The sequence below is a fragment of the Mycolicibacterium frederiksbergense genome (assembly GCF_012223425.1).
In the GTDB taxonomy this organism is placed as follows: domain Bacteria; phylum Actinomycetota; class Actinomycetes; order Mycobacteriales; family Mycobacteriaceae; genus Mycobacterium; species Mycobacterium frederiksbergense.
This window is the reverse complement of record NZ_CP038799.1, coordinates 953,323-972,154: the sequence shown is the minus strand read 5'-3', so window position 1 is coordinate 972,154 and position 18,832 is coordinate 953,323. Positions and strand designations below refer to the sequence as shown.

The following is an 18,832-nucleotide window of genomic DNA, read 5'->3' as shown; positions in this document are numbered from 1 at the left end:
GCGGACACCGGTAGCCCGCCCGGGCCCGTTGAACATCCGGCACGGGCAATTGCCTCGCGCCCCTGCAGCGAAGCCATTGGGACCTGTCCGCGGCCCGGGCAGGGCGATGTGTCAGACACTGCCAATTCGATGCTCCTGCAGGACGCGATTCGCTATTCGGGAAATGGCAATCCAGGAATGGCACGATTGTGCCGATCCAATTGGGGCAGATGATGCCGGAGTGAATTCGTGGGTTGCCGCCGCCGCCAATCGAGCAGCAGTCCATTCGGGCGGGTTCGACCGTCCGCGGCGCTGGTCGGGCGTTTGTCGAGCCCTCGCGGCGGGTAACTGATACTCGCGATCGCAAGCACTCCGAGGCCGCCGGCCGGTGGTGTCTCGCAACGTCGTCGAAGAACGTCTGTCAGACCGTCACCGCACCGCGGGAGGTCAGGGCAGGTTGCCGGTGGCAGGTCCCGCGGCTAAGCCGTCGCACACGTGAACCTTGCGTGCACGCGCAGTTTCAGCAATTGCTCTGCGGGCGACCCGTCGGGCGCCATCGGATCTTGATTTGGGTGTAACGCATCGGCAACCCGGCCGATAACCCTTGAGTACATCCATTTAACAGAGACCGTTTAGCCTTAATTACCTGGTCAAATCGTCGCGAGCGTCAGTTTCTAGCGACTCGTCCGCGTGAGTGGGCACGGCTGAACGGGATCGTATCCACCGGCGAATTTGCGCCGGCGTCAGCCGAAGGGTGGATATTTGGGCGGAAATGTTGCAAGAAGCAGGAAACAAAGCGATAGTCTTAGGCAGCATGCTTGGACCGGTGCAGCAAACGAAGGTGGACGCGCAGGTGACGTTGGTGAGAGAGACGGAGGCGCCGATCGCTCTGGTGAGCGCGGCGCCCGCCCGCGACCACGACGGACTGCAGTGGCAGCGGCGCTACGGATTGGCGCTGCTGGTCACCGATGTCGTCGTCGTGGGCGCGGCCATGGCGTGCGCCCAGATGGTGCGCCTGGGCCGCCCAGTTACCGATTTCGATCCGCTCACCAAGTACTTCGGCCTGCTGTCGGTGATCTTCGGCTTGATCTGGCTGGGTTTGCTGACGGCCTACCGCAGCCGTTCCCCGCGGATCGTCGGTGCCGGTATCGAGGAGTACCGCCGGGTGCTCTCGGCGACGCTGGCGACCATCGGCGTCGTCGCCGTCACGCTCATGATCTTCCGGCCGGAGTACGCCCGCGGATATCTGGCGCTGGCCTTCCCGCTCGGTCTCGTGTTCCTGGTACTGGGTCGCGCCGCCTGCCGCCGCGTCCTCGGCTGGTACCGCAAGCGCGGACAGTGCGTCAATGCTGTGGTGGCGGTCGGTAACGCGGCCGCGGTGCGCAGCCTGGTCCAGTCCCTCGACCGTGCGTGGGGTTATGGCTACTCGGTCGTCGGTGTCTGCCTGACCGGCCGCGTCGGCGGCGGCACCCTCGATGTGCCGGGTGTGGGCCCACTGCCGATCCTGGGCGACGAACATCAGGTGGAAGAGGCGATCGCGAAGGCCAACGCCGACACTGTCGCCCTGACCACCACCGAGCACCTCGGCCCCGAGGGCGTCCGTGAGCTGTCCTGGGATCTCGATCGCCTCGGTGTCGACCTCGTGGTTTCGCCGGGCATGGTCGATGTCGCAGGCCCGCGTCTGACCATGCGCCCGGTGGCCGGTCTGAACCTCATCCACGTGGAGAAGCCGCAGTACAGCGGTACGACGAAGGTGCAGAAGCGCGCCTTCGACATCTTCGTCTCGCTGTCCGTGCTGACCGCCGCATTCCCGCTGCTGCTCGTCAGTGCCATCGCCATCAAGCTCACCAGCCGTGGCTCGATCTTCTACATGTCCGAGCGCATCGGTCTGGACGGCAAGCCGTTCCAGATGATCAAGCTGCGCACGATGGTGGAGAACGCCGACAAGTTGGTCGCCGATCTCGCCGACCTGAACGAGATGGACGGCGGTGTGCTGTTCAAGATCCGCCGCGACCCCCGGGTCACCGCGGTGGGCCGGATCCTGCGCCGCTACAGCATCGACGAGCTGCCCCAGTTCATCAACGTGCTGCGCAAGGACATGAGCGTGGTCGGCCCGCGGCCGCCGCTGCCGTGTGAGGCAGACGCCTACACCGATCAGGTGCGCCGCCGCCTGCTGGTGCTGCCCGGTATCACCGGCCTGTGGCAGGTCAGTGGTCGCGCCGACCTTTCCTGGGACGATTCGGTGCGCCTGGATCTGTCCTACGTCGAGAACTGGTCCATCAGCGGTGACCTGCTGATCGCCATCAAGACCGTGCGCACCGTGCTCGGTGGCACCGGCGCGTATTAAGGCGCCCTGGCCCGGTTTCGACCGTCCGGTAGCGTAGGGACGTGCGGCTTTCCGGGAGCAATGACAGGCCGCGTTGGCTCACCCGCACCGCCATCGCCGTCACCGTCTTCGTCGTCGTCATCGCCCAGATCCTGCTCGGCCGTGCACTATTGCCGTTCGCGGTGCCGCTGGGCCTGGAGTTCGTGAACAGCTTCCCGTCCTCGGGAGGGCCGCCCGTCGCCGTGGACACCGCCGATCTCACCGACGCAGGGCCCGGCTCGCTGGTCACCGCCACCACCATGCCCGGGGTGACCCGTCGGGTAGAGGCCCGGGACCTGCACGCCGCACGGGTGCTGTACCGCTCCACATTCGGTGACACCGGAGCGCCCACGGTGGTCTCGGGTTCGGTGTTCACGCCCAAGGGGACGCCGCCACCGGGCGGCTGGCCGGTCGTGGCCATCGGCCACGGCACCGTCGGCATCGACAATCCCTGTGCGCCTTCGCTGTCGGACACCATGCTCGGTGCGCTGGCCTTCGTGACACCGTTCATCGACCGCGGCTTCGCGGTGGCGGTGCCCGACTACGAGGGGCTGGGCGCCAAGGGGATCCACCCCTATCTCGATGCCAGAACCGCCGGCCTGAACATGATCGACAGCGTGCGGGCGCTGCGCCACACCTTCCCCGAGGTCTCCACCACATGGCTGGGCTTCGGCCACTCACAGGGCGGCGCGGCCACCTGGGCGGCCAACGAACAGGCCTCGGTCTACGCCCCCGAACTGAAACTGCTCGGCACCGTCGCGGCCGCCCCCGCCGCCGATGTCAGCGGTTTCGTGGACAAGTCGCTGCGCGGCGAGCTCACCTCCGACCAGATGCTGGCCATGCCGGTCATCGTGGAATCGCACGCACGGCTGAACCCGGATCTGAACCGCGACGATTTCCGGGCCGGTGCGGCTGCGCAGTACTGGTCGGTGCTCACCGCCTGCCAGGCCCCGCAGATCTATGAACGCCAGGCGGCCGCAGAGCATCTGCGCCCCGAGGAGGTGGCGCCGCAGTCGGTGGCCGCGGCCGACCAGCTGAGAGCGCTGCTGCGCGCCTGGGCGCTCCCGCAGCGCCCACTGTCCGCACCGCTGTCGGTCTGGTACGGCGGCGCCGATACGCTTGTCGACGCGGAGTGGACCGCAGCGGCCATCGCGCGCGCATGTGCCATGGGAGGAACGGTGACAGTGCAGTTCGAACCGGACAAAGGACACGCGGGCGTTGATCTTGCGAGCCAGTTGAATTGGATGGCAACACGTTTCGCCGATCAGCCGGTGCCCAATGACTGCTGATCCGCAGCGGCTGTCGCTGGACCCGGACGCCCTGCGCGCCGGGCTTCCCGCGCCGTGGAGGCGGCTCGACATCGTCGAGGAGACCGGGTCGACCAATGCCGACCTGATCGCGCGGGCCGCCGCCGGCGAGGACATCGCGGGTGCGGTACTGCTCGCCGAGCATCAGAGCGCCGGCCGCGGCCGGGGCGGGCGGGCCTGGACCGCGGTCCCGCGCGGACTGGTCATCGTCTCGGTAGCCATCTCGGCCGACGGTGTCGACGAACACCAGTGGGGACTGCTGCCGCTGCTGGCCGGCGTTGCGGTTTCCGACACGCTGGCGGCCGTCGGTATCCGGGCCGGCGTGAAGTGGCCCAACGACGTCCTCATCGACGGCGCCAAGATCGCCGGCATACTCGCCGAGGTCGCCTCGCCCAAGCCGGTGGTGGTGCTGGGCATCGGGCTGAACGTGGAGGTGCGGCCCGAGGAGATCGGTCAGACCCAGGCCACCTCCGTGCGAGTGCTCGGGGTGAGTGCCGGGCGCACCGAAATCGCCCGGATCCTGTTGCGTGAGCTGGGCACCCGCATCCGGGCCTGGCAGGCGGGCGGGGCCGCAGCGCTGCTGGCCGACTACCGGGAACGCAGCGCCACGCTGGGCAGGCCGGTGCGTGCACTGCTGCCCGGCGGCAAGGAGATCGTCGGTACCGCGACGGACGTCGACGCCCAGGGTCGGCTCTGCATCGACACCGGCGACGGCACCGAGGTGATCGCCGCGGCCGATATTGTGCATTTGCGCCCGCTATCCGGTGAGGTGTTTGAGTAGAGTCCACACCGTGGGCTATCCGGAGAACGTGCTGGCCAGAGACGAGCATGTGGTGCTGCACCGGCATCCGCACTGGAAGCGGTTGCTCGGGCCCGCGCTGGTGCTCTTGGCGGCCAGTGCGCTGGCCGCGTTCGGCGCCGGCTGGGTCAACCAGACCGATTGGGACGACAATGCCAAGCGCATCCTCTTCGGCGTCATCGCCGCGCTCTGGCTGGTGCTCGTCGGCTGGCTGACCATTTGGCCGTTCCTGACGTGGTGGACAACGCACTTCGTGATCACCGACCGCCGGGTGATGTTCCGCCACGGATTGTTGACCCGAAGCGGTATCGATATCCCGCTGGCCCGGATCAACAGCGTCGAGTTCAAGCACGGCGTGCTGGACCGGATGCTGCGCACCGGCACGCTGATCATCGAGTCCGCGTCACAGGACCCGTTGGAGTTCTACGACATTCCGCGCGTCGAGCAGGTGCATTCCCTGCTCTATCACGAAGTCTTCGATACCCTCGATTCCGAGGAATCGCCGAGCTGATCGTTGTCGCGGACCCGTCTGCGCAGCGGGGTGACCGTGTTCTCGTTGCCGGTGTCGTTCTCGCCGAAGTCCCGTCCGGCGCTCTGATCCAGCTGGCCGTGATGCTCGGCATGGTCCTCGAAGGCCTCGGCGATACCGCCCGCGGTGAGCGTCGACTCCAGCGCTTTCTCCGGGTTGCGCCCGTGCTCGTCGGGGAACACCCAGCGGCGGAACGCCCAGAACCGGAACGCCATCTGCAGCAGGTTGCCGATGATGTAGGCCGAGATGAAGTCGGCGATGTTCTCCACCGTCAGCGACACCTCGGGGACGCGCAGGCCCAGCACGTAGCTGGAGAAGTACAGCGGGGCCATGGCCAGCACCACGCCGACCCCACTGACACCGAAGAACAGCAGAGCCTCGTGGTGGCGCTCGCGGCCTCCGCGGTCCTTGAAGCTCCATTCCCGGTTGAGAATGTAGGACGCGATGACTGCCACGATGCCGGCGATGATCTTGGCCGTCACCGGCTTGGGCTCGAGAATGGTCAGCTTGAGCGTGTAGAAGATTGCCGAGTCGATGACGAACGTCGTCGCACCCACCAGGGCGAACTTGATGAGCTCATGGTGCCGCTCGGCGAAGGGCCGGATCGGGCGGGGCAGCCGCGCAATCGTGGCATCAGCAAAGGACACGAAGATGGAGTCTACGTAAATACCCCGCCTAATGTGAACCTGTGCAGATCGCCGCTGGTCCAGGTCGGCGCGCATGACGGTCGAGCGGGACATGACACCATATGTGCCGTGCCCAGATCGCCCAGTGACTCCCGAGCGCCCATCGTCGCGATGATCGGCGGGGGCCAGCTCGCCAGAATGACCCACCAGGCCGCCATTGCGCTCGGGCAGACGCTGCGGGTACTGGCCGCCGGACCCGACGATCCTGCGGCTCAGGTCACACCCGATGTGGTGATCGGCGCCCACACCGACCTGGATGCGCTGCGGCGCGCCGCGCAGGGTGTCGCGGCGCTGACTTTCGATCACGAACATGTGCCGACCGAGCACCTGGAACGGCTGGTCGCCGAGGGCGTGACGGTGGCGCCGCCGCCGCAGGCCCTCATCCACGCCCAGGACAAGCTGGTGATGCGCCGCCGGCTGCAGGCCCTCGGCGCACCCATTCCGGCGTTCTCGGCGGTCCGGAGCGTCGATGATGTCGATGCCTTCGCGCAGCGGACCTCACGGCCGGTGGTGGTCAAGACCGTGCGCGGGGGCTACGACGGCCGTGGCGTGGTGCTCGCCCGCGACCTCGCGCACGCCAGGGAGGCAGTCGCCGGCTACCTGGCCGACGGTGTCGAGGTCATGCTGGAGGAGCGGGTGGCGATGCGCCGCGAGCTCTCCGCTCTGGTGGCACGGTCCCCGTTCGGGCAGGGCGCGGCCTGGCCGGTGGTGCAGACCGTGCAGCGCGACGGCATCTGCGTGGAAGTCATCGCACCGGCGCCCGGCCTGCCCGCCGAGATCGCGGCAGGCGCGGAGGCGCTGGGCCTGCGGTTGGCCTCCGAACTGGGTGTCGTCGGCGTACTGGCGGTCGAACTGTTCGAAACCGAGACCGGCGAGATCCTGGTCAACGAGCTGGCGATGCGCCCGCACAATTCGGGGCACTGGAGCATGGACGGCGCCCGCACCGGCCAGTTCGAACAGCACCTGCGGGCGGTGCTGGACTATCCGCTCGGCGATACCGCGGCGCTGGCTCCGGTGACCGTGATGGGCAATGTGCTCGGTGCCGCCGAGGCTCCGCAGATGTCGATGGACGAGCGGGTGCACCATCTGTGCGGGCGGATGCCCGACGCGAAGGTGCACCTGTACGGCAAGGGGGAGCGGCCGGGCCGCAAGATCGGGCACGTGAATCTGGTGGGCGCGCCCGGTGGATCTCCCGATGACCCGGAATACGTTGGGGCGCTGAGGGAAAGAGCGCAGCGCGCAGCACACTGGCTGTCGCATGCGCAGTGGACGGACGGATGGGACGGGCATTGAGATGACAGAAGTCGATACCTTGGCCGGCCCGCGGGTCGGGGTCATCATGGGCAGCGACAGCGACTGGTCGGTGATGGAGGACGCCGTCCTCGCGCTGGCCGAGTTCGACATCCCCTTCGAGATCGGTGTCGTCTCGGCGCACCGCACGCCGGCCCGGATGCTCGATTACGCGCAGAAGGCGGCGTCCCGCGGCATCCAGGTGATCATCGCCGGTGCGGGCGGTGCAGCGCATCTACCCGGCATGGTCGCCGCCGCGACACCGCTCCCGGTGATCGGGGTACCGGTGCCGCTGGCCCGCCTCGACGGCCTGGATTCACTGCTGTCCATCGTGCAGATGCCCGCCGGCGTGCCGGTGGCCACGGTGTCCATCGGCGGAGCCCGCAATGCCGGTCTGCTCGCGGTGCGCATTCTCGGCGCGTTCGATCCCGCGCTGCGTGCCCGGATCGAGGCGTTCCAGGCCGACCTGGAGAAGATGGTGTTGGCAAAGGACGCCGCACTGCGGGACCGGCTACTGGGTGGCACGGATTAAACCGCTAAAGTTACCGGCGAGTAGCGAGGAGATCCCGATGGTTGCCAACCCGTCATTCGACCTGTTCCAGCTGTCCGACGAGCACAATGAGCTGCGCACCGTGCTGCGCTCGCTGTGCGAGAAGGAGATAGAGCCCTACGCCGCCGAGGTGGACGCGCAGGCGCGCTACACCGATGAGGCACTGGCGGCGCTGGATGGTTCCGGCTTCTCCGCGGTGTTCATCCCCGAGGAGTACGGCGGGCAGGGCGCGGACTCGGTCGCGGCGTGCATCGTCATCGAAGAGGTTGCCCGGGTGTGCGCGTCCTCCTCGCTCATCCCCATCTGCAACAAGCTGGGTACCACCGGACTGCTCATGCGCGGTTCCGAGGAGCTCAAGCAGAAGGTGCTGCCCTCGATCGCGGCCGGCGAGGCCACCGCGTCCTACGCCCTGAGTGAGCGCGAGGCCGGCAGTGACGCCGCGGCGATGCGCACCAGGGCGGTCGCCGACGGTGACGACTGGATCCTCAACGGCACCAAGTGCTGGATCTCCAACGGCGGCAAGTCGACCTGGTACACCGTCATGGCGGTGACCGACCCCGACAAGGGCGCCAACGGCATCTCGTCGTTCATCGTGCACAAAGACGACGAGGGGTTCAGCGCCGGACCCAAGGAACACAAGATGGGCATCAAGGGATCGCCCACCACCGAGCTGTACTTCGAGAACTGCCGGATCCCGGGGGACCGCATCATCGGCGAGCCCGGCACCGGGTTCAAGACCGCGCTCGCGACCCTGGATCACACCCGGCCGACCATCGGTGCCCAGGCCGTCGGTATCGCCCAGGGCGCTCTGGACGCGTCGATCGCGTACACCAAGGAGCGCAAGCAGTTCGGTAAGTCGATCGCCGACTTCCAGAGCACGCAGTTCATGCTCGCCGACATGGCGATGAAGATCGAGGCCGCCCGGCTGATGGTCTACACTGCGGCCGCGCGCGCCGAACGCATGGAACCCAACCTGCAGTTCCTGGCCTCGGCCTCGAAGTGCTTCGCCTCCGATGTCGCGATGGAGGTGACCACCAACGCGGTGCAGCTGTTCGGCGGTTACGGCTACACCGTCGATTTCCCGGTGGAGCGGTTCATGCGCGATGCCAAGATCACCCAGATCTACGAGGGCACCAACCAGATCCAGCGCGTCGTGATGAGCCGCCAGCTGCTGAAGTAGTTCCACGTCGAGTGGCCTGGGGGCACCTCCCGCTTGCGGGGGATTGTTGCACGCTTTTCGCGAAAGGGCGTGTCGCAACTGGCCATTCGTCGTATCAGCGGATGAGTTTGGCGACCTTTTGGTAGGTGTTGCGGACCGTCTCGCTGCGCCGGGCGATGTGCACCGGGTGCTTGGGCACGGGCACCAGGATGCTCACCGGGTGGCCGACGAAGGTCGACTCGAAGACGGCCGTCATGGTCTTGTCGGCATAGGCGGCATCGAGCGTGCGACGGTAGCGTGCGGCGTGCTCGGGCTGGGTGAACAGCACCTTGTTGTAGCCGATGTAGAACGGCACCAGCGCGCTGCCCTGCTCCAGGTAGTGCACGGTGCCGACGCACACGCCGGGCCACTGCTGGTTGAACACATCGTCGGCGATCACCACGCCGCCGTCGACCAGGCTCTTCTCGGCCAGCCGCATATCGCTGAGCACGATCTCCTGGGTGTGTCCGCCGTCGACGGAGAAGATCCGCACGTTGGACATCGCGGCGATATCGCCGGGCACGATGGCCGTCGAGTCACCCTGATGGATGACCAGACCGGTGCGGTCGGCCCACTGGTCGAGGTGGTGCAGGAACCGGTCCCGGTCGCCCTGGCCGGACTTGTCGATATTGGACTCCTGGTCCTCGAACAGGTCGATGGCGATGGCGGCCTCACCCGGTTGCTGCAGGAGCTTCATGGCGATGAACAGCTGCCCGTGATGCACACCGATCTCGGCGATCGGGCCGTTGATCCCGGCCTCGCGCTGGTACTGATCGACGGCATGTAGCAACCCGATTGCCGACGACTCCGTATAGCCCTGCACACGTCGATGGCCCAAATGCCGATATGCAGCGAATTTCATCGCGATGCTTCCCACCTGTCACAGGGTACTCATCCGAGGCCGGTTGGCCTATGCGAGGACGATATTGACGCCCAGGGTATTTGATCTTGCCCTCGACGGGAGGAATTACCCCCGGCTGACTTTCTCCATCACCCGCCGCCGCTCGAGCGCCGCCGGATCGGGGTTGGTGACCTGTACCAGCGATGCACCCGCCGACAGTACGGCGAGAAAATGCCGGACGAGGTCGTCGTCGGTGTGCCAGGCGGCGGTGGACAGCACCCGGTCGGAATCCGTCAGCTCCTGTTCATTCGCCGACTCGGCGGCCAGCGCGAGCAGATCGGCGGCGGACCGGCCGTTCAGTGCGGGGCCGGGCGCACGCTCCGGGACGATCTGGTCGCCGTGCACGCGCACCGACGTCGCGTAGTCGGTCACCCCGATGGGCAGGCCGGGGACCGGCTTGCCGAACGGATCCAGCGACAGGGCCACCACCTCACCCATCCCGGCCGCCGCGTCGGCCTCGTCCAGACGTTCGGCCGTGCACAACGCGATATCGGTGGTGTCGTCGCGGCCGAACACGACCTCGGCGCCGATCCACCAAGCACCCAGCAACACCGCCGCGGTCTGCCAATGCGCAGGCAGCAGGACCGCGACCCGGCTGCCCGGGCCGGCCCCCAACTCATCGCGCAGCAGGTTCGCGGTCTTGGCGGCCCAGTTGGCCAGCGTCACGGTGGACACCTCGATGCGCTCGCCGGTGGCGTCGTCGTAATAGGTGATCCGTGGTCCGACCGGGTCGCGTTTCAGCAACGGATCCAGCAGTGCCGCACTGACGGTCATCACGTCAGTTCACGCACTGGGGGTCGTCGGAGCCGGCGGTGATGATCGGAGAGGGTGGCGGCGGCGGGGCATCCTCGGGCGAGGAGATCAGATCTTCGCCCTCATATCCCTGGTACCACTCGGTGGACGCGGAATCGGCCGACGGTGTGGTGCCCTCCAGGCCCGAACCGGGGCCTGCGTAATCGTCGGACAGCACGACCTGCACGGTGCCCGGCGCCATCGCGGGGTCCTCGATGACGGGCAGATTGCCCAGGTTCTTCGAGACGGCCTGGGCGCCGAGGTCATCCACGCTGAGCGCGCGCACCTGGCTGTTGGCCACCCCGTTTCCCTCATGGTTGCCGACGGCGCCGGGGGTGAAGCCGCCGCCGGTGAGCACCTCGGATACGGCGGCGGCCAGGCCGCCGATATCGGTGTCGTTGACCACGTCGACGGTCGTCTTGTCGGGAGAGTAGGCCACTTTCTCGGTGTTGCCCTGGGCCTGCTCGTCCAACAGGCTGCTCACCCAGTCCTTGACGTTGTCCGGGTCGATACGGACGACGGACTGCATGCCGTCATCGCTCCAGCCGTCCTCGCGCAGGATCGGAATGGTGGCAAAGGCGACCGAACCGGCCGCGATCTCCTGCAGCTGCTTGACGAAATCCATGATGTCCCAGTCGTCGGAGAGCACCACCGAGCGCTGAACGGCGGTCTGCAGCCGGCCCAGGGTGGCCGGGCTGGACAGCGTTTTGCCTGAGATCACCTCGTGGGCCAGCGAGGCCATCACTGCCTGCTGACGGGTGACCCGGTCCAGGTCCCCGCGCGGCAGGTCGTGGCGCTGCCGGACGAAGCTCAACGCCCGCGCGCCGTCCAGTTTCTGCCAGCCGGCCGGGAAATCCGCGCCGGAAAGGGGTTCGTAGACAGGCGCTTTGAGGCAGACATCGACGCCACCGAGCGCGTCGGTGATCAAGCTGAAGCCCAGCAGCCCGATCTCGGCGTAGTGGTCGACGGTGACACCGGTCAGGTGCGCGACCGTCTCGATCAGCGCCTCCCGGCCCGCTTCGGTGCCTCGCTTCTCGCCCTCGGCCGGATCCATGCCCTCGACCTCGATGAGCTGCTTCATGGTCGAGAGCCGGGCGTCTCCGTAGACGCCGTTGATCTTCATCTTTCCCTGGTCGTCGGGGAGTTCGACGTAGGTGTCGCGGGGGATCGAGATCGCGGTGGCCGACTTCCCGTTGTTCGGGATGCGCACCAGGATGATGGTGTCGGTGTTGGTGGCCACATCGTCGCCGACCCGCAGGGCGGCCAGTTCCTCGGCCGACAACGGGTTGCCATGTGCATCGGTGCGACTGTCGACGCCGACCAGCAGGATGTCGATCGCGCCGTCCTCGCCGCCGCCGCCGAGGGCGGCGGAGTTGACATGGTTGATGCCGTCCTCGAACGAACGCACCGTGCTCCAGGCCACGCCAGTGGACACCACGACCGCCACCGCGGCAATGACGCCGACCGTTCTGGTCAGCCGATTTTGCATCAGCCCAGGCTACTGGCCGGAGCATCGATGTCCGCCGAAGCGCGTCGGCGTGCCAACGTCGCGGTGCGGATTCCTCACAGATGGCGCGGTAACGCTGACGGGCCGCCGAACGACACAATGCGTACCGGTCGTCACCGGCGTTTGCACCGTCTGCGCTGGGCGTTCGGTCGATGGGTCACGGGAGGTCCGGTAACTTGAGCGGTATGCGGAAAACGATGGGCAGGACTTTGGGCCGTGCGGCCGTCATGGTCGCGTTGGTGGTGTCGATGATCACGGTCAGTCCGGCCACCGCGAACGCGGTGGTGGCCCCGGCTGACGGCTACGGATTCGCCCAGGGCTACACCTGGGCCACCGGGAACCCGGCCGATTCCGCCCGTGAGATCGCCGCCGTCGGTAAGACCGGCGCCAGCTGGGTGCGTCTGCCGCTGGACTGGGGGATCGTCGGGATCGGTCCGGGTGAATACAACTGGGGCTACTTCGACAGCTTGGTCAACGCCGCGAGCGCGAACGGTCTGCGCGTGCTCGGGCTGATCTCCAACACCCCGTTCTGGGCCCGCACCGAGGGCGCACAGCTGCTGTTCCCGTCGTCGCCGCCCAAGAACAACGCCGAATTCGGTGCCTTCACCGCCGCGGCCGCGAGCCGCTACGCCGGCCGGGTCAACGCGTGGGAGGTCTGGAACGAGCCGAACCTGCCGCTGTTCATGGGCTTCGCCGACAACAAGGCGGTCCGCTACACCAACATGCTCAAGGCCGCCTACCCCGCCATCAAGGGTGCCAACCCCGGCGCCACGGTGGTCGCCGCCGGGCTGAGCCCGCTGGGAGGCCCCGATTCGCCCCCCGGATTCCTGGAGCAGATGTACGCCGCGGGCGCCAAGGGCTCGTTCGACGCCGCGGCCGCCCACCCCTATGTGTTCCCCGGTGGGTTGGCCGCCGACAGCAACAACGGCTGGTCCGATGTGCTGCGCATGCACGATGTGATGGTGGCCAACGGCGACGGAGGCAAGAAGATCTGGCTGACCGAGATGGGCGCGTCCACCAGCGACATCCCCGGTGACGGGGTGAGCCAGCAGGAGCAGGCCAAGCAGATCGTCGATGTGCTGGGTGCCGCGGCGGCGGTCGGCTGGGCGGGCCCGGCCTTCATCCACGCCGTGCGTGACCTGGACAGCTCCAACCGCAACGACCGTGAGGCCAACTACGGCGCACTGCTCACCTCGGATTGGCAGCCCAAGGTCGCGGCCGGGGTGCTCGCCGGATAGCGGTCGTGCCTGCCCGAATCGTCATCACCGGCGCGGGCGGGCAGGTCGGCCGATTCCTGGGCGGTGAACTCACCGCCCAGGGGCGCGATCTGCTCGCGTGTACGTCGTCGCAGTGGGACATCACCGATCCGGCCGCCGGCGCCGATATCGTCGCCCCCGGCGATCTGGTGATCAACTGCGCCGCCCTGACCGCCGTCGACATCGCCGAGACCGAAGAGACCCGCGCGTATGCCGTCAACGCCATCGGGGCAGGCAATGTCGCGCGTGTCTGCGCGTCCCGGGGCGCCCGGCTGATCCACATCTCCACCGACTACGTGTTCAGCGGTGAATTCGACGGAGCCCCGCGGCCCTACGAGGTGGACGATCCCGTCGGCCCGCGCAGTGTCTACGGCCGTAGCAAGCTCGCCGGGGAGCGGGAGGTGCATGGCGCGCTGCCGGAGGCGACCGTCGTGCGCACCGCCTGGGTGTACACCGGGACGGGTAGCGATTTCGTCGCCGCCATGCGCCGGCTGGAGTCCGAACGCGACACCGTCGACGTGGTGGCCGATCAGACCGGCTCGCCGACCTATGTCGCCGATCTGGTCGGGGCTCTGCTGCTGATCGCCGACGATCCGGCGCCCGCGCCGCTGCTGCATGTGGTCAACACCGGCCCGGCCAGCCGCTACGAACTGGCCCGCGCGGTGTTCGCCGGGATCGGAGCCGACCCGCAACGGGTACGGCCGGTGAGCACCGACCGGCACCCGCGGCCCGCGCCGCGGCCGGTGTACTCGGCGCTGTCGACCGCCCGCTATGACGCCGACCACAGCCCGATGCGGTCCTGGCAGGACGGGCTGCACGCCGCCTTGGCGGCGTTGCGGTGAAGGCCGGGGCGAGCGTTACCCTCGGCAGCGTGGGCGACGAAGTGGCTGGGTGTGGTGACTGACGAACTGAAGGTCGTGACGGTGACGTATTCACCGGGCCCACATCTGGATCGTTTCCTGGCCTCGCTGGCGCATGCCACCGACCGGCCGGTGACGGTGATCATGGCCGACAACGGCTCCACCGACGGCACCCCCGAAGAAGCGGTGCAGCGCTATCCGAACGTCCGGTTGCTGCGCACCGGCGGCAATCTCGGGTACGGCACCGCCGTGAACCGGGCCGTCGACGCCCACGTCACCGACGGGGAGCTGTTCATCGTGGCCAACCCCGATGTGCAGTGGGGTCCGGGCAGCATCGACGAACTGCTGGCGGCCGCCCAGCGGTGGCCGCAGGCCGGTGCGTTCGGCCCGCTGATCCGTGATCCGGACGGCTCGGTGTACCCGTCCGCGCGGCATCAGCCCAGCCTGATCCGCGGCGGTATGCACGCCGTCGTGGGCCCGGTCTGGAAATCGAACCCCTGGACGGCGGCCTACCGGCAGGAGCGGCTGGCTCCCACCGAGCGGCCCGTCGGCTGGCTGTCCGGTGCCTGCCTGCTGCTGCGCCGCGAGTCGTTCAACGCCATCGGCGGTTTCGACGAGCGCTATTTCATGTACATGGAGGACGTCGATCTCGGTGACCGGTTGGAGCGGTCGGGCCGGCAGAACGTCTATGTGCCGACCGCCGAGATCCTGCACGACAAGGGTCATTCGACCGGCCGGGATCCCGCGCGGAACCTGGCGGCCCACCATCGCAGCACCTACACTTTCCTGGCTGACCGTCATTCGCGCTGGTGGCAGGCCCCGCTGAGGTGGACGATCAGGGGTGCGCTGGCAACCCGTGCAGGTCTGGTGGTCCGGAACTCTCGACGTAAACAGGCGAAAGGGCGGCTCTGACATGGCCGGCACACTCGATCCCGCGGACGTGGACGCGGTCATTCTGGTCGGCGGGCAGGGCACCCGATTGCGTCCGCTGACCTTGTCGGCGCCCAAACCGATGCTGCCGACGGCCGGTCTGCCGTTCCTCACCCACCTGCTGTCGCGGATCGCCGCGGCCGGTATCCAGCACGTGGTGCTGGGCACCTCCTACAAGGCCGAGGTGTTCGAAGCGGCCTTCGGCGACGGGTCGAAGCTCGGACTGGAGATCGAGTACGTCGTGGAGGAGGAGGCGCTGGGCACCGGTGGCGGTATCGCCAACGTGGCCGGCAAGCTGCGTCATGACACCGCGCTGGTGTTCAACGGCGATGTGCTCTCCGGTGCCGATCTCGGCGCCCTGTTGAACTGCCACGCCGGTCATCAGGCCGATGTGACACTGCATCTCGTGCGGGTCGGGGATCCGCGTGCCTTCGGTTGTGTGCCCACCGACGCAGACGGCCGGGTCACCGCATTCCTGGAGAAGACCCAGGACCCGCCGACCGATCAGATCAACGCCGGCTGTTATGTCTTCCGCCGCGAGATCATCGACCAGATCCCGAAGGGCCGGGCCCTGTCGGTGGAGCGCGAGGTGTTCCCGAAGCTGCTCACCGACGGGAAGAAGGTGTGCGGCTACGTCGACGCCAGTTACTGGCGCGATATGGGCACCCCGGACGATTTCGTGCGGGGCTCGGCGGATCTGGTCCGCGGTATCGCTCCGTCGCCCGCGCTGCAGCATCAGCGCGGCGAGTTCCTCATCCACGACGGCGCCGCCGTCTCACCCGGCGCGTTGCTGCTCGGCGGGACCGTGGTCGGCCGGGGCGCCGAGATCGGCGCGGGCGCGCGACTGGACGGAGCGGTCATCTTCGACGGTGTCCGGGTCGAGGCCGGGGCGGTGATCGAACGGTCGATCATCGGGTTCGGTGCCCGCATCGGACCACGGGCGCTCATCCGCGACGGTGTCATCGGGGACGGTGCCGATATCGGGGCACGGTGTGAGCTGCTGCGCGGTGCCCGGGTGTGGCCGGGGGTGACCATCCCCGACGGTGGGATCCGCTACTCGACCGACGTCTGACCGCTGGGCCGGAATGTGCCGGGCGCATTCACAATTGATGAACGCGCAGGAAATCGCGAATATCGTCGATCCATGACGATGCCTCGTCGGTCGTGAAGATGTGGCCGGCATCGGCGTACTCGATCAGGGTCGCGCCCGGTATGGCCGCAGCCAGGTGGCGGGTCGTCTGCGGGAGCACGATGCGGTCCTGCCCACCGGCGAAGACCACGGTGGGTACCCCGATGGCGCCGCACGCGGCGCGGGTGTCGACGGATGCCGCCAACCGCGCCTGATCGGCTCCGCCGGCGGGGTAGTGCTCCAGCGTCATCGCGACGGCCGCATCGGCGGCTTGCCGGTCGAGCCCGCCGAGCACCGTGGGGGAGGACAGGCTCACCAGGTAGCCGGCCAGCGTCGCGTGATCGCCACTGTGCGCCAGCGTGGTCCAGGTGTCGACCACCAGTCGCAGCTGCTGGTCGCTGCGCGCGAATCCCACGGTGAGCAGCAGCCCGGTCACCCGGTCCGGGTGGCGCACGGCGGCCGTCACCGCGACGGCCGTCCCCAAAGACAGGCCGAGGATGGGGAACCGGTCGAAGCCGGCCTCGACCGCGGCCGCGACCAATGAATCGGCGAGGACGGTCAGCTCCAGCGCGTCGGGGGCCTCGGGGGTGGATCCCGAGCCGGGGTAGTTCAGGCCGATGAGCCTGCGGGTGGCCGACAGGGTGTCGATCACCTGCCCGAAGTTGGCGCCGACGCTGCCTCCCGCACCGTGGGCCAGTACGAGCGGCGATCCGGTCCCGGTCGCGATGATGTCTGGTTCTGCAACGAGGCGTGGTGGCGTCATACAGTGGACGCTAAACCTTCACACCGGCGTCAAGGTCAACCTCGTGCGACGACGATCACATGGGCAGGGGCAATGCGAATCGGGGAGCTCGCGCAACGCTGCGACGTATCCACCAGGTCGCTGCGGTACTACGAGGAACAGCAACTGCTGCACTCCGACCGGCACGCGAATGGATACCGTGACTACTCCGAGTCGGCTGTCGGCGCGGTGACCCAGATCCGGGCGTTGATCGACGCCGGGTTCAGCGCCGCGACCATCCGAAAAGTGTTGCCGTGCCTCAACGGCGACGATGTGGACATGTGCCCGCAGGTGGCCGAGGTCATCCGTGAGACGTTGCGGGGCATCGAGGATCAACTGCGCGACCTGGACGCCAAGCGCAGTAAGGTCACCGCGCTGCTGTCGGGCCAGGGTGTGCCCTCGCGTGCCGGTGTCAACGAGGTATCGGGTCGCGTTCGGTGAGCTGTGGTGCGACCAGGTCGGCGACGTCTTCGAGCGACGTGAGGGTGATATTCGGCGCCAATGTCGTACGCGGCCGATCCGTTTCTGCGGCAGAGTGGAACTCGTCCCTGTCACCACGGCGAGGAGCCCCCGATGACCTACAGCGTTTTCGAGCTCTTCAAGATCGGGATCGGTCCGTCGAGCTCACACACCGTGGGCCCGATGATCGCCGCACGCCGATTCGCGGATCTGCTGGTGACATCGGGTGTACTGGGGGACACCGGTCGGGTGGCGATCGAGCTGTTCGGTTCGCTCGGGGCCACCGGCGAGGGGCATGGCACCGTCACCGCTCTGCAGCTCGGCCTGCTCGGCGAACTGCCCGAGCAGGTCGACCCGCAACGGGTGCCCGCCATGCTGGCCGGTGTCCGCGACAGCTCCACCTTGTCGATACTCGGCAGGCACACCATCGGTTTCCTGCCCGACGGCGATATCGTGCTGCATCCCCGCAAGCGCATCGGTGCGCACTCAAACGCGATGCGGTTCACTGCATTCGGTGCGGGCGGCACGGTTCTCGCCGAGCGCGTCTATTTCTCGATCGGCGGAGGATTCGTCACCGACGATCGCGACGCCACCCCCGAAGACGACTCACGACCGACGATTCCGTATCCGTTCGGCAGTGCGGATGAGCTACTGCGACTGGCGGCCCGGACCGGGCTGACGATCAGCGGCATCGCGCGCGCCAACGAGGACTCCCTGCGTCGCCCGGCAGACGTCCACGCGGAACTGTTGCGGATCTGGTCGGTGATGCGCCAATGCGTCGCGCAGGGTTGTGCCACCCACGGTGTGCTGCCCGGGGGTCTGCATGTTCGTCGGCGCGCCGCCGATCAGGCCGCGTACCTGGCCTCGCCGTCGGAGGCCGATCCCTGGTCCGCCATGGACCACGTCACCACCTATGCCCTGGCGGTCAACGAGCAGAACGCCGCAGGCGGTCGAGTGGTGACGGCACCCACCAACGGCGCCGCGGGCATCATCCCGGCGGTGCTGCACTACTACAGCGAGTTCGTCGCCGGTGCCGACGACGACGGCGTGGTCCGGTTTCTGCTGACCGCGGCCGCGATCGGCTCCATCATCAAGGAAAACGCCTCCATCAGCGGTGCCGAGGTCGGCTGCCAGGGCGAGGTCGGGTCGGCCTGCGCCATGGCGGCCGCCGGTCTGGCCGAGGTGCTCGGCGGCACACCCGAGCAGGTCGAGAATGCGGCCGAGATCGGCATCGAGCACAACCTGGGCCTGACGTGTGATCCCGTCGGCGGGCTGGTGCAGATCCCGTGTATCGAGCGCAATGCCGTCGCCGCGGTCAAGGCGATCACCGCCGCCCGCATGGCGCTGCGCGGCGATGGACATCACCGGGTGTCGCTCGACGATGCGGTGAAGACCATGCGGGAGACCGGAATCGACATGCTCGACAAGTACAAGGAGACCGCGCAGGGCGGTCTGGCGCTCAACGTCGTGGAGTGCTGAGTTCCTAGCTAGTGGTCTGTCTGTGAATTAATCTG

18 protein-coding genes are annotated in these 18,832 nt (G+C 67.8%); 13 read left to right on the top strand and 5 right to left on the bottom strand.

Annotated elements, in window-relative coordinates; all coding sequences use genetic code 11:
• The first annotated feature begins 805 nt into the window (after window positions 1-805).
• The 4 genes from EXE63_RS07635 to EXE63_RS07620 are packed head-to-tail and all read left to right on the top strand — an operon-like array spanning window position 806 to window position 4,961.
• Window positions 806-2,326, top strand: a complete 1,521-nt coding sequence (locus EXE63_RS07635; protein WP_234904415.1) for a sugar transferase — start codon at window positions 806-808, stop codon at window positions 2,324-2,326.
• A 41-nt stretch (window positions 2,327-2,367) separates the two neighbouring features.
• The gene (locus EXE63_RS07630; RefSeq protein WP_234904414.1) at window positions 2,368-3,633 is read left to right on the top strand and encodes a lipase family protein; all 1,266 of its coding nucleotides are present in this window, start codon (window positions 2,368-2,370) and stop codon (window positions 3,631-3,633) included.
• Window positions 3,623-4,432 (top strand): biotin--[acetyl-CoA-carboxylase] ligase, encoded by an 810-nt coding sequence (locus EXE63_RS07625; RefSeq protein WP_168141430.1) that lies wholly within the window; start codon window positions 3,623-3,625, stop codon window positions 4,430-4,432. Before EXE63_RS07630 ends, EXE63_RS07625 begins: the two co-directional genes overlap by 11 nt.
• Before the next feature lie 10 nt (window positions 4,433-4,442).
• Window positions 4,443-4,961 carry a PH domain-containing protein gene (locus EXE63_RS07620; protein ID WP_168141429.1) on the top strand — a complete coding sequence of 173 codons (519 nt, stop codon included), beginning with the start codon at window positions 4,443-4,445 and terminating at the stop codon, window positions 4,959-4,961.
• Here EXE63_RS07620 and EXE63_RS07615 read toward each other — a convergent pair.
• On the bottom strand, window positions 4,916-5,626 hold the full coding sequence (locus EXE63_RS07615) for a GtrA family protein (RefSeq protein ID WP_168141428.1): 711 nt from the start codon (window positions 5,624-5,626) through the stop codon (window positions 4,916-4,918). The genes EXE63_RS07620 and EXE63_RS07615 overlap by 46 nt on opposite strands.
• 150 nt (window positions 5,627-5,776) lie before the next feature.
• Between EXE63_RS07615 and EXE63_RS07610 the strand changes: the two genes are divergently transcribed.
• The 3 genes from EXE63_RS07610 to EXE63_RS07600 are packed head-to-tail and all read left to right on the top strand — an operon-like array spanning window position 5,777 to window position 8,685.
• Window positions 5,777-6,958 carry a 5-(carboxyamino)imidazole ribonucleotide synthase gene (locus tag EXE63_RS07610; RefSeq protein ID WP_234904551.1) on the top strand — a complete coding sequence of 394 codons (1,182 nt, stop codon included), beginning with the start codon at window positions 5,777-5,779 and terminating at the stop codon, window positions 6,956-6,958.
• A 1-nt stretch (window position 6,959) separates the two neighbouring features.
• A complete protein-coding gene (purE, locus tag EXE63_RS07605) occupies window positions 6,960-7,487 on the top strand; it encodes a 5-(carboxyamino)imidazole ribonucleotide mutase (protein ID WP_168141427.1) in 528 nt (175 codons plus the stop codon).
• 37 nt (window positions 7,488-7,524) lie between these two features.
• Window positions 7,525-8,685, top strand: a complete 1,161-nt coding sequence (locus tag EXE63_RS07600) for an acyl-CoA dehydrogenase (RefSeq protein WP_168141426.1) — start codon at window positions 7,525-7,527, stop codon at window positions 8,683-8,685.
• A 94-nt stretch (window positions 8,686-8,779) separates the two neighbouring features.
• On the opposite strand, the gene EXE63_RS07595 is transcribed toward EXE63_RS07600, so the two are convergent.
• The 3 genes from EXE63_RS07595 to EXE63_RS07585 form a co-directional block, all read right to left on the bottom strand.
• Window positions 8,780-9,526 (bottom strand): class I SAM-dependent methyltransferase, encoded by a 747-nt coding sequence (locus tag EXE63_RS07595; RefSeq protein ID WP_234904413.1) that lies wholly within the window; start codon window positions 9,524-9,526, stop codon window positions 8,780-8,782.
• 144 nt (window positions 9,527-9,670) lie between these two features.
• A complete protein-coding gene (locus tag EXE63_RS07590) occupies window positions 9,671-10,378 on the bottom strand; it encodes a TIGR03089 family protein (RefSeq protein ID WP_168141424.1) in 708 nt (235 codons plus the stop codon).
• Between the two features lie 4 nt (window positions 10,379-10,382).
• Window positions 10,383-11,885: an LCP family protein gene (locus EXE63_RS07585; RefSeq protein WP_168141423.1), complete on the bottom strand. Its 1,503-nt coding sequence runs from the start codon at window positions 11,883-11,885 to the stop codon at window positions 10,383-10,385.
• Window positions 11,886-12,088: 203 nt separating this feature from the next.
• Between EXE63_RS07585 and EXE63_RS07580 the strand changes: the two genes are divergently transcribed.
• From EXE63_RS07580 to manB, 4 genes are read left to right on the top strand one after another with little or no spacing between them, the layout of a single operon-like run.
• Complete coding sequence (locus EXE63_RS07580) at window positions 12,089-13,141, top strand: cellulase family glycosylhydrolase (RefSeq protein WP_234904412.1); 1,053 nt, start codon at window positions 12,089-12,091, stop codon at window positions 13,139-13,141.
• A gap of 5 nt (window positions 13,142-13,146) precedes the next feature.
• Complete coding sequence (gene rfbD / locus EXE63_RS07575; protein ID WP_168141422.1) at window positions 13,147-14,001, top strand: dTDP-4-dehydrorhamnose reductase; 855 nt, start codon at window positions 13,147-13,149, stop codon at window positions 13,999-14,001.
• A 54-nt stretch (window positions 14,002-14,055) separates the two neighbouring features.
• Complete coding sequence (locus EXE63_RS07570; RefSeq protein ID WP_168141421.1) at window positions 14,056-14,931, top strand: glycosyltransferase family 2 protein; 876 nt, start codon at window positions 14,056-14,058, stop codon at window positions 14,929-14,931.
• A 1-nt stretch (window position 14,932) separates the two neighbouring features.
• Entirely contained in the window at window positions 14,933-16,021 is a 1,089-nt protein-coding gene (manB, locus tag EXE63_RS07565) for a mannose-1-phosphate guanylyltransferase ManB (protein WP_105366134.1), read from the top strand.
• A 28-nt stretch (window positions 16,022-16,049) separates the two neighbouring features.
• Here the strand turns inward: manB and EXE63_RS07560 are convergent, their stop codons facing one another.
• The gene (locus EXE63_RS07560; protein WP_168141420.1) at window positions 16,050-16,841 is read right to left on the bottom strand and encodes an alpha/beta fold hydrolase; all 792 of its coding nucleotides are present in this window, start codon (window positions 16,839-16,841) and stop codon (window positions 16,050-16,052) included.
• A 72-nt stretch (window positions 16,842-16,913) separates the two neighbouring features.
• Here EXE63_RS07560 and EXE63_RS07555 point away from each other — a divergent pair, with 72 nt between their 5' ends.
• Both EXE63_RS07555 and EXE63_RS07550 read left to right on the top strand, forming a co-directional pair.
• Window positions 16,914-17,300, top strand: a complete 387-nt coding sequence (locus EXE63_RS07555; protein ID WP_168141419.1) for a MerR family transcriptional regulator — start codon at window positions 16,914-16,916, stop codon at window positions 17,298-17,300.
• Between the two features lie 132 nt (window positions 17,301-17,432).
• On the top strand, window positions 17,433-18,797 hold the full coding sequence (locus EXE63_RS07550) for an L-serine ammonia-lyase (RefSeq protein ID WP_168141418.1): 1,365 nt from the start codon (window positions 17,433-17,435) through the stop codon (window positions 18,795-18,797).
• The last annotated feature ends 35 nt before the right edge of the window (window positions 18,798-18,832 follow it).

Coding starts and splice junctions, on each gene's coding strand:
- EXE63_RS07625 (WP_168141430.1), top strand. CDS start 3,623: ATGACTGCTGATCCGCAGCGGCTGTCGCTGGACCCGGACGCCCTGCGC.
- EXE63_RS07610 (WP_234904551.1), top strand. CDS start 5,777: ATGATCGGCGGGGGCCAGCTCGCCAGAATGACCCACCAGGCCGCCATT.
- purE (WP_168141427.1), top strand. CDS start 6,960: ATGACAGAAGTCGATACCTTGGCCGGCCCGCGGGTCGGGGTCATCATG.
- EXE63_RS07600 (WP_168141426.1), top strand. CDS start 7,525: ATGGTTGCCAACCCGTCATTCGACCTGTTCCAGCTGTCCGACGAGCAC.
- EXE63_RS07590 (WP_168141424.1), bottom strand. CDS start 10,378: ATGACCGTCAGTGCGGCACTGCTGGATCCGTTGCTGAAACGCGACCCG.
- EXE63_RS07585 (WP_168141423.1), bottom strand. CDS start 11,885: ATGCAAAATCGGCTGACCAGAACGGTCGGCGTCATTGCCGCGGTGGCG.
- EXE63_RS07580 (WP_234904412.1), top strand. CDS start 12,089: ATGCGGAAAACGATGGGCAGGACTTTGGGCCGTGCGGCCGTCATGGTC.
- manB (WP_105366134.1), top strand. CDS start 14,933: ATGGCCGGCACACTCGATCCCGCGGACGTGGACGCGGTCATTCTGGTC.
- EXE63_RS07560 (WP_168141420.1), bottom strand. CDS start 16,841: ATGACGCCACCACGCCTCGTTGCAGAACCAGACATCATCGCGACCGGG.
- EXE63_RS07555 (WP_168141419.1), top strand. CDS start 16,914: ATGCGAATCGGGGAGCTCGCGCAACGCTGCGACGTATCCACCAGGTCG.
- EXE63_RS07550 (WP_168141418.1), top strand. CDS start 17,433: ATGACCTACAGCGTTTTCGAGCTCTTCAAGATCGGGATCGGTCCGTCG.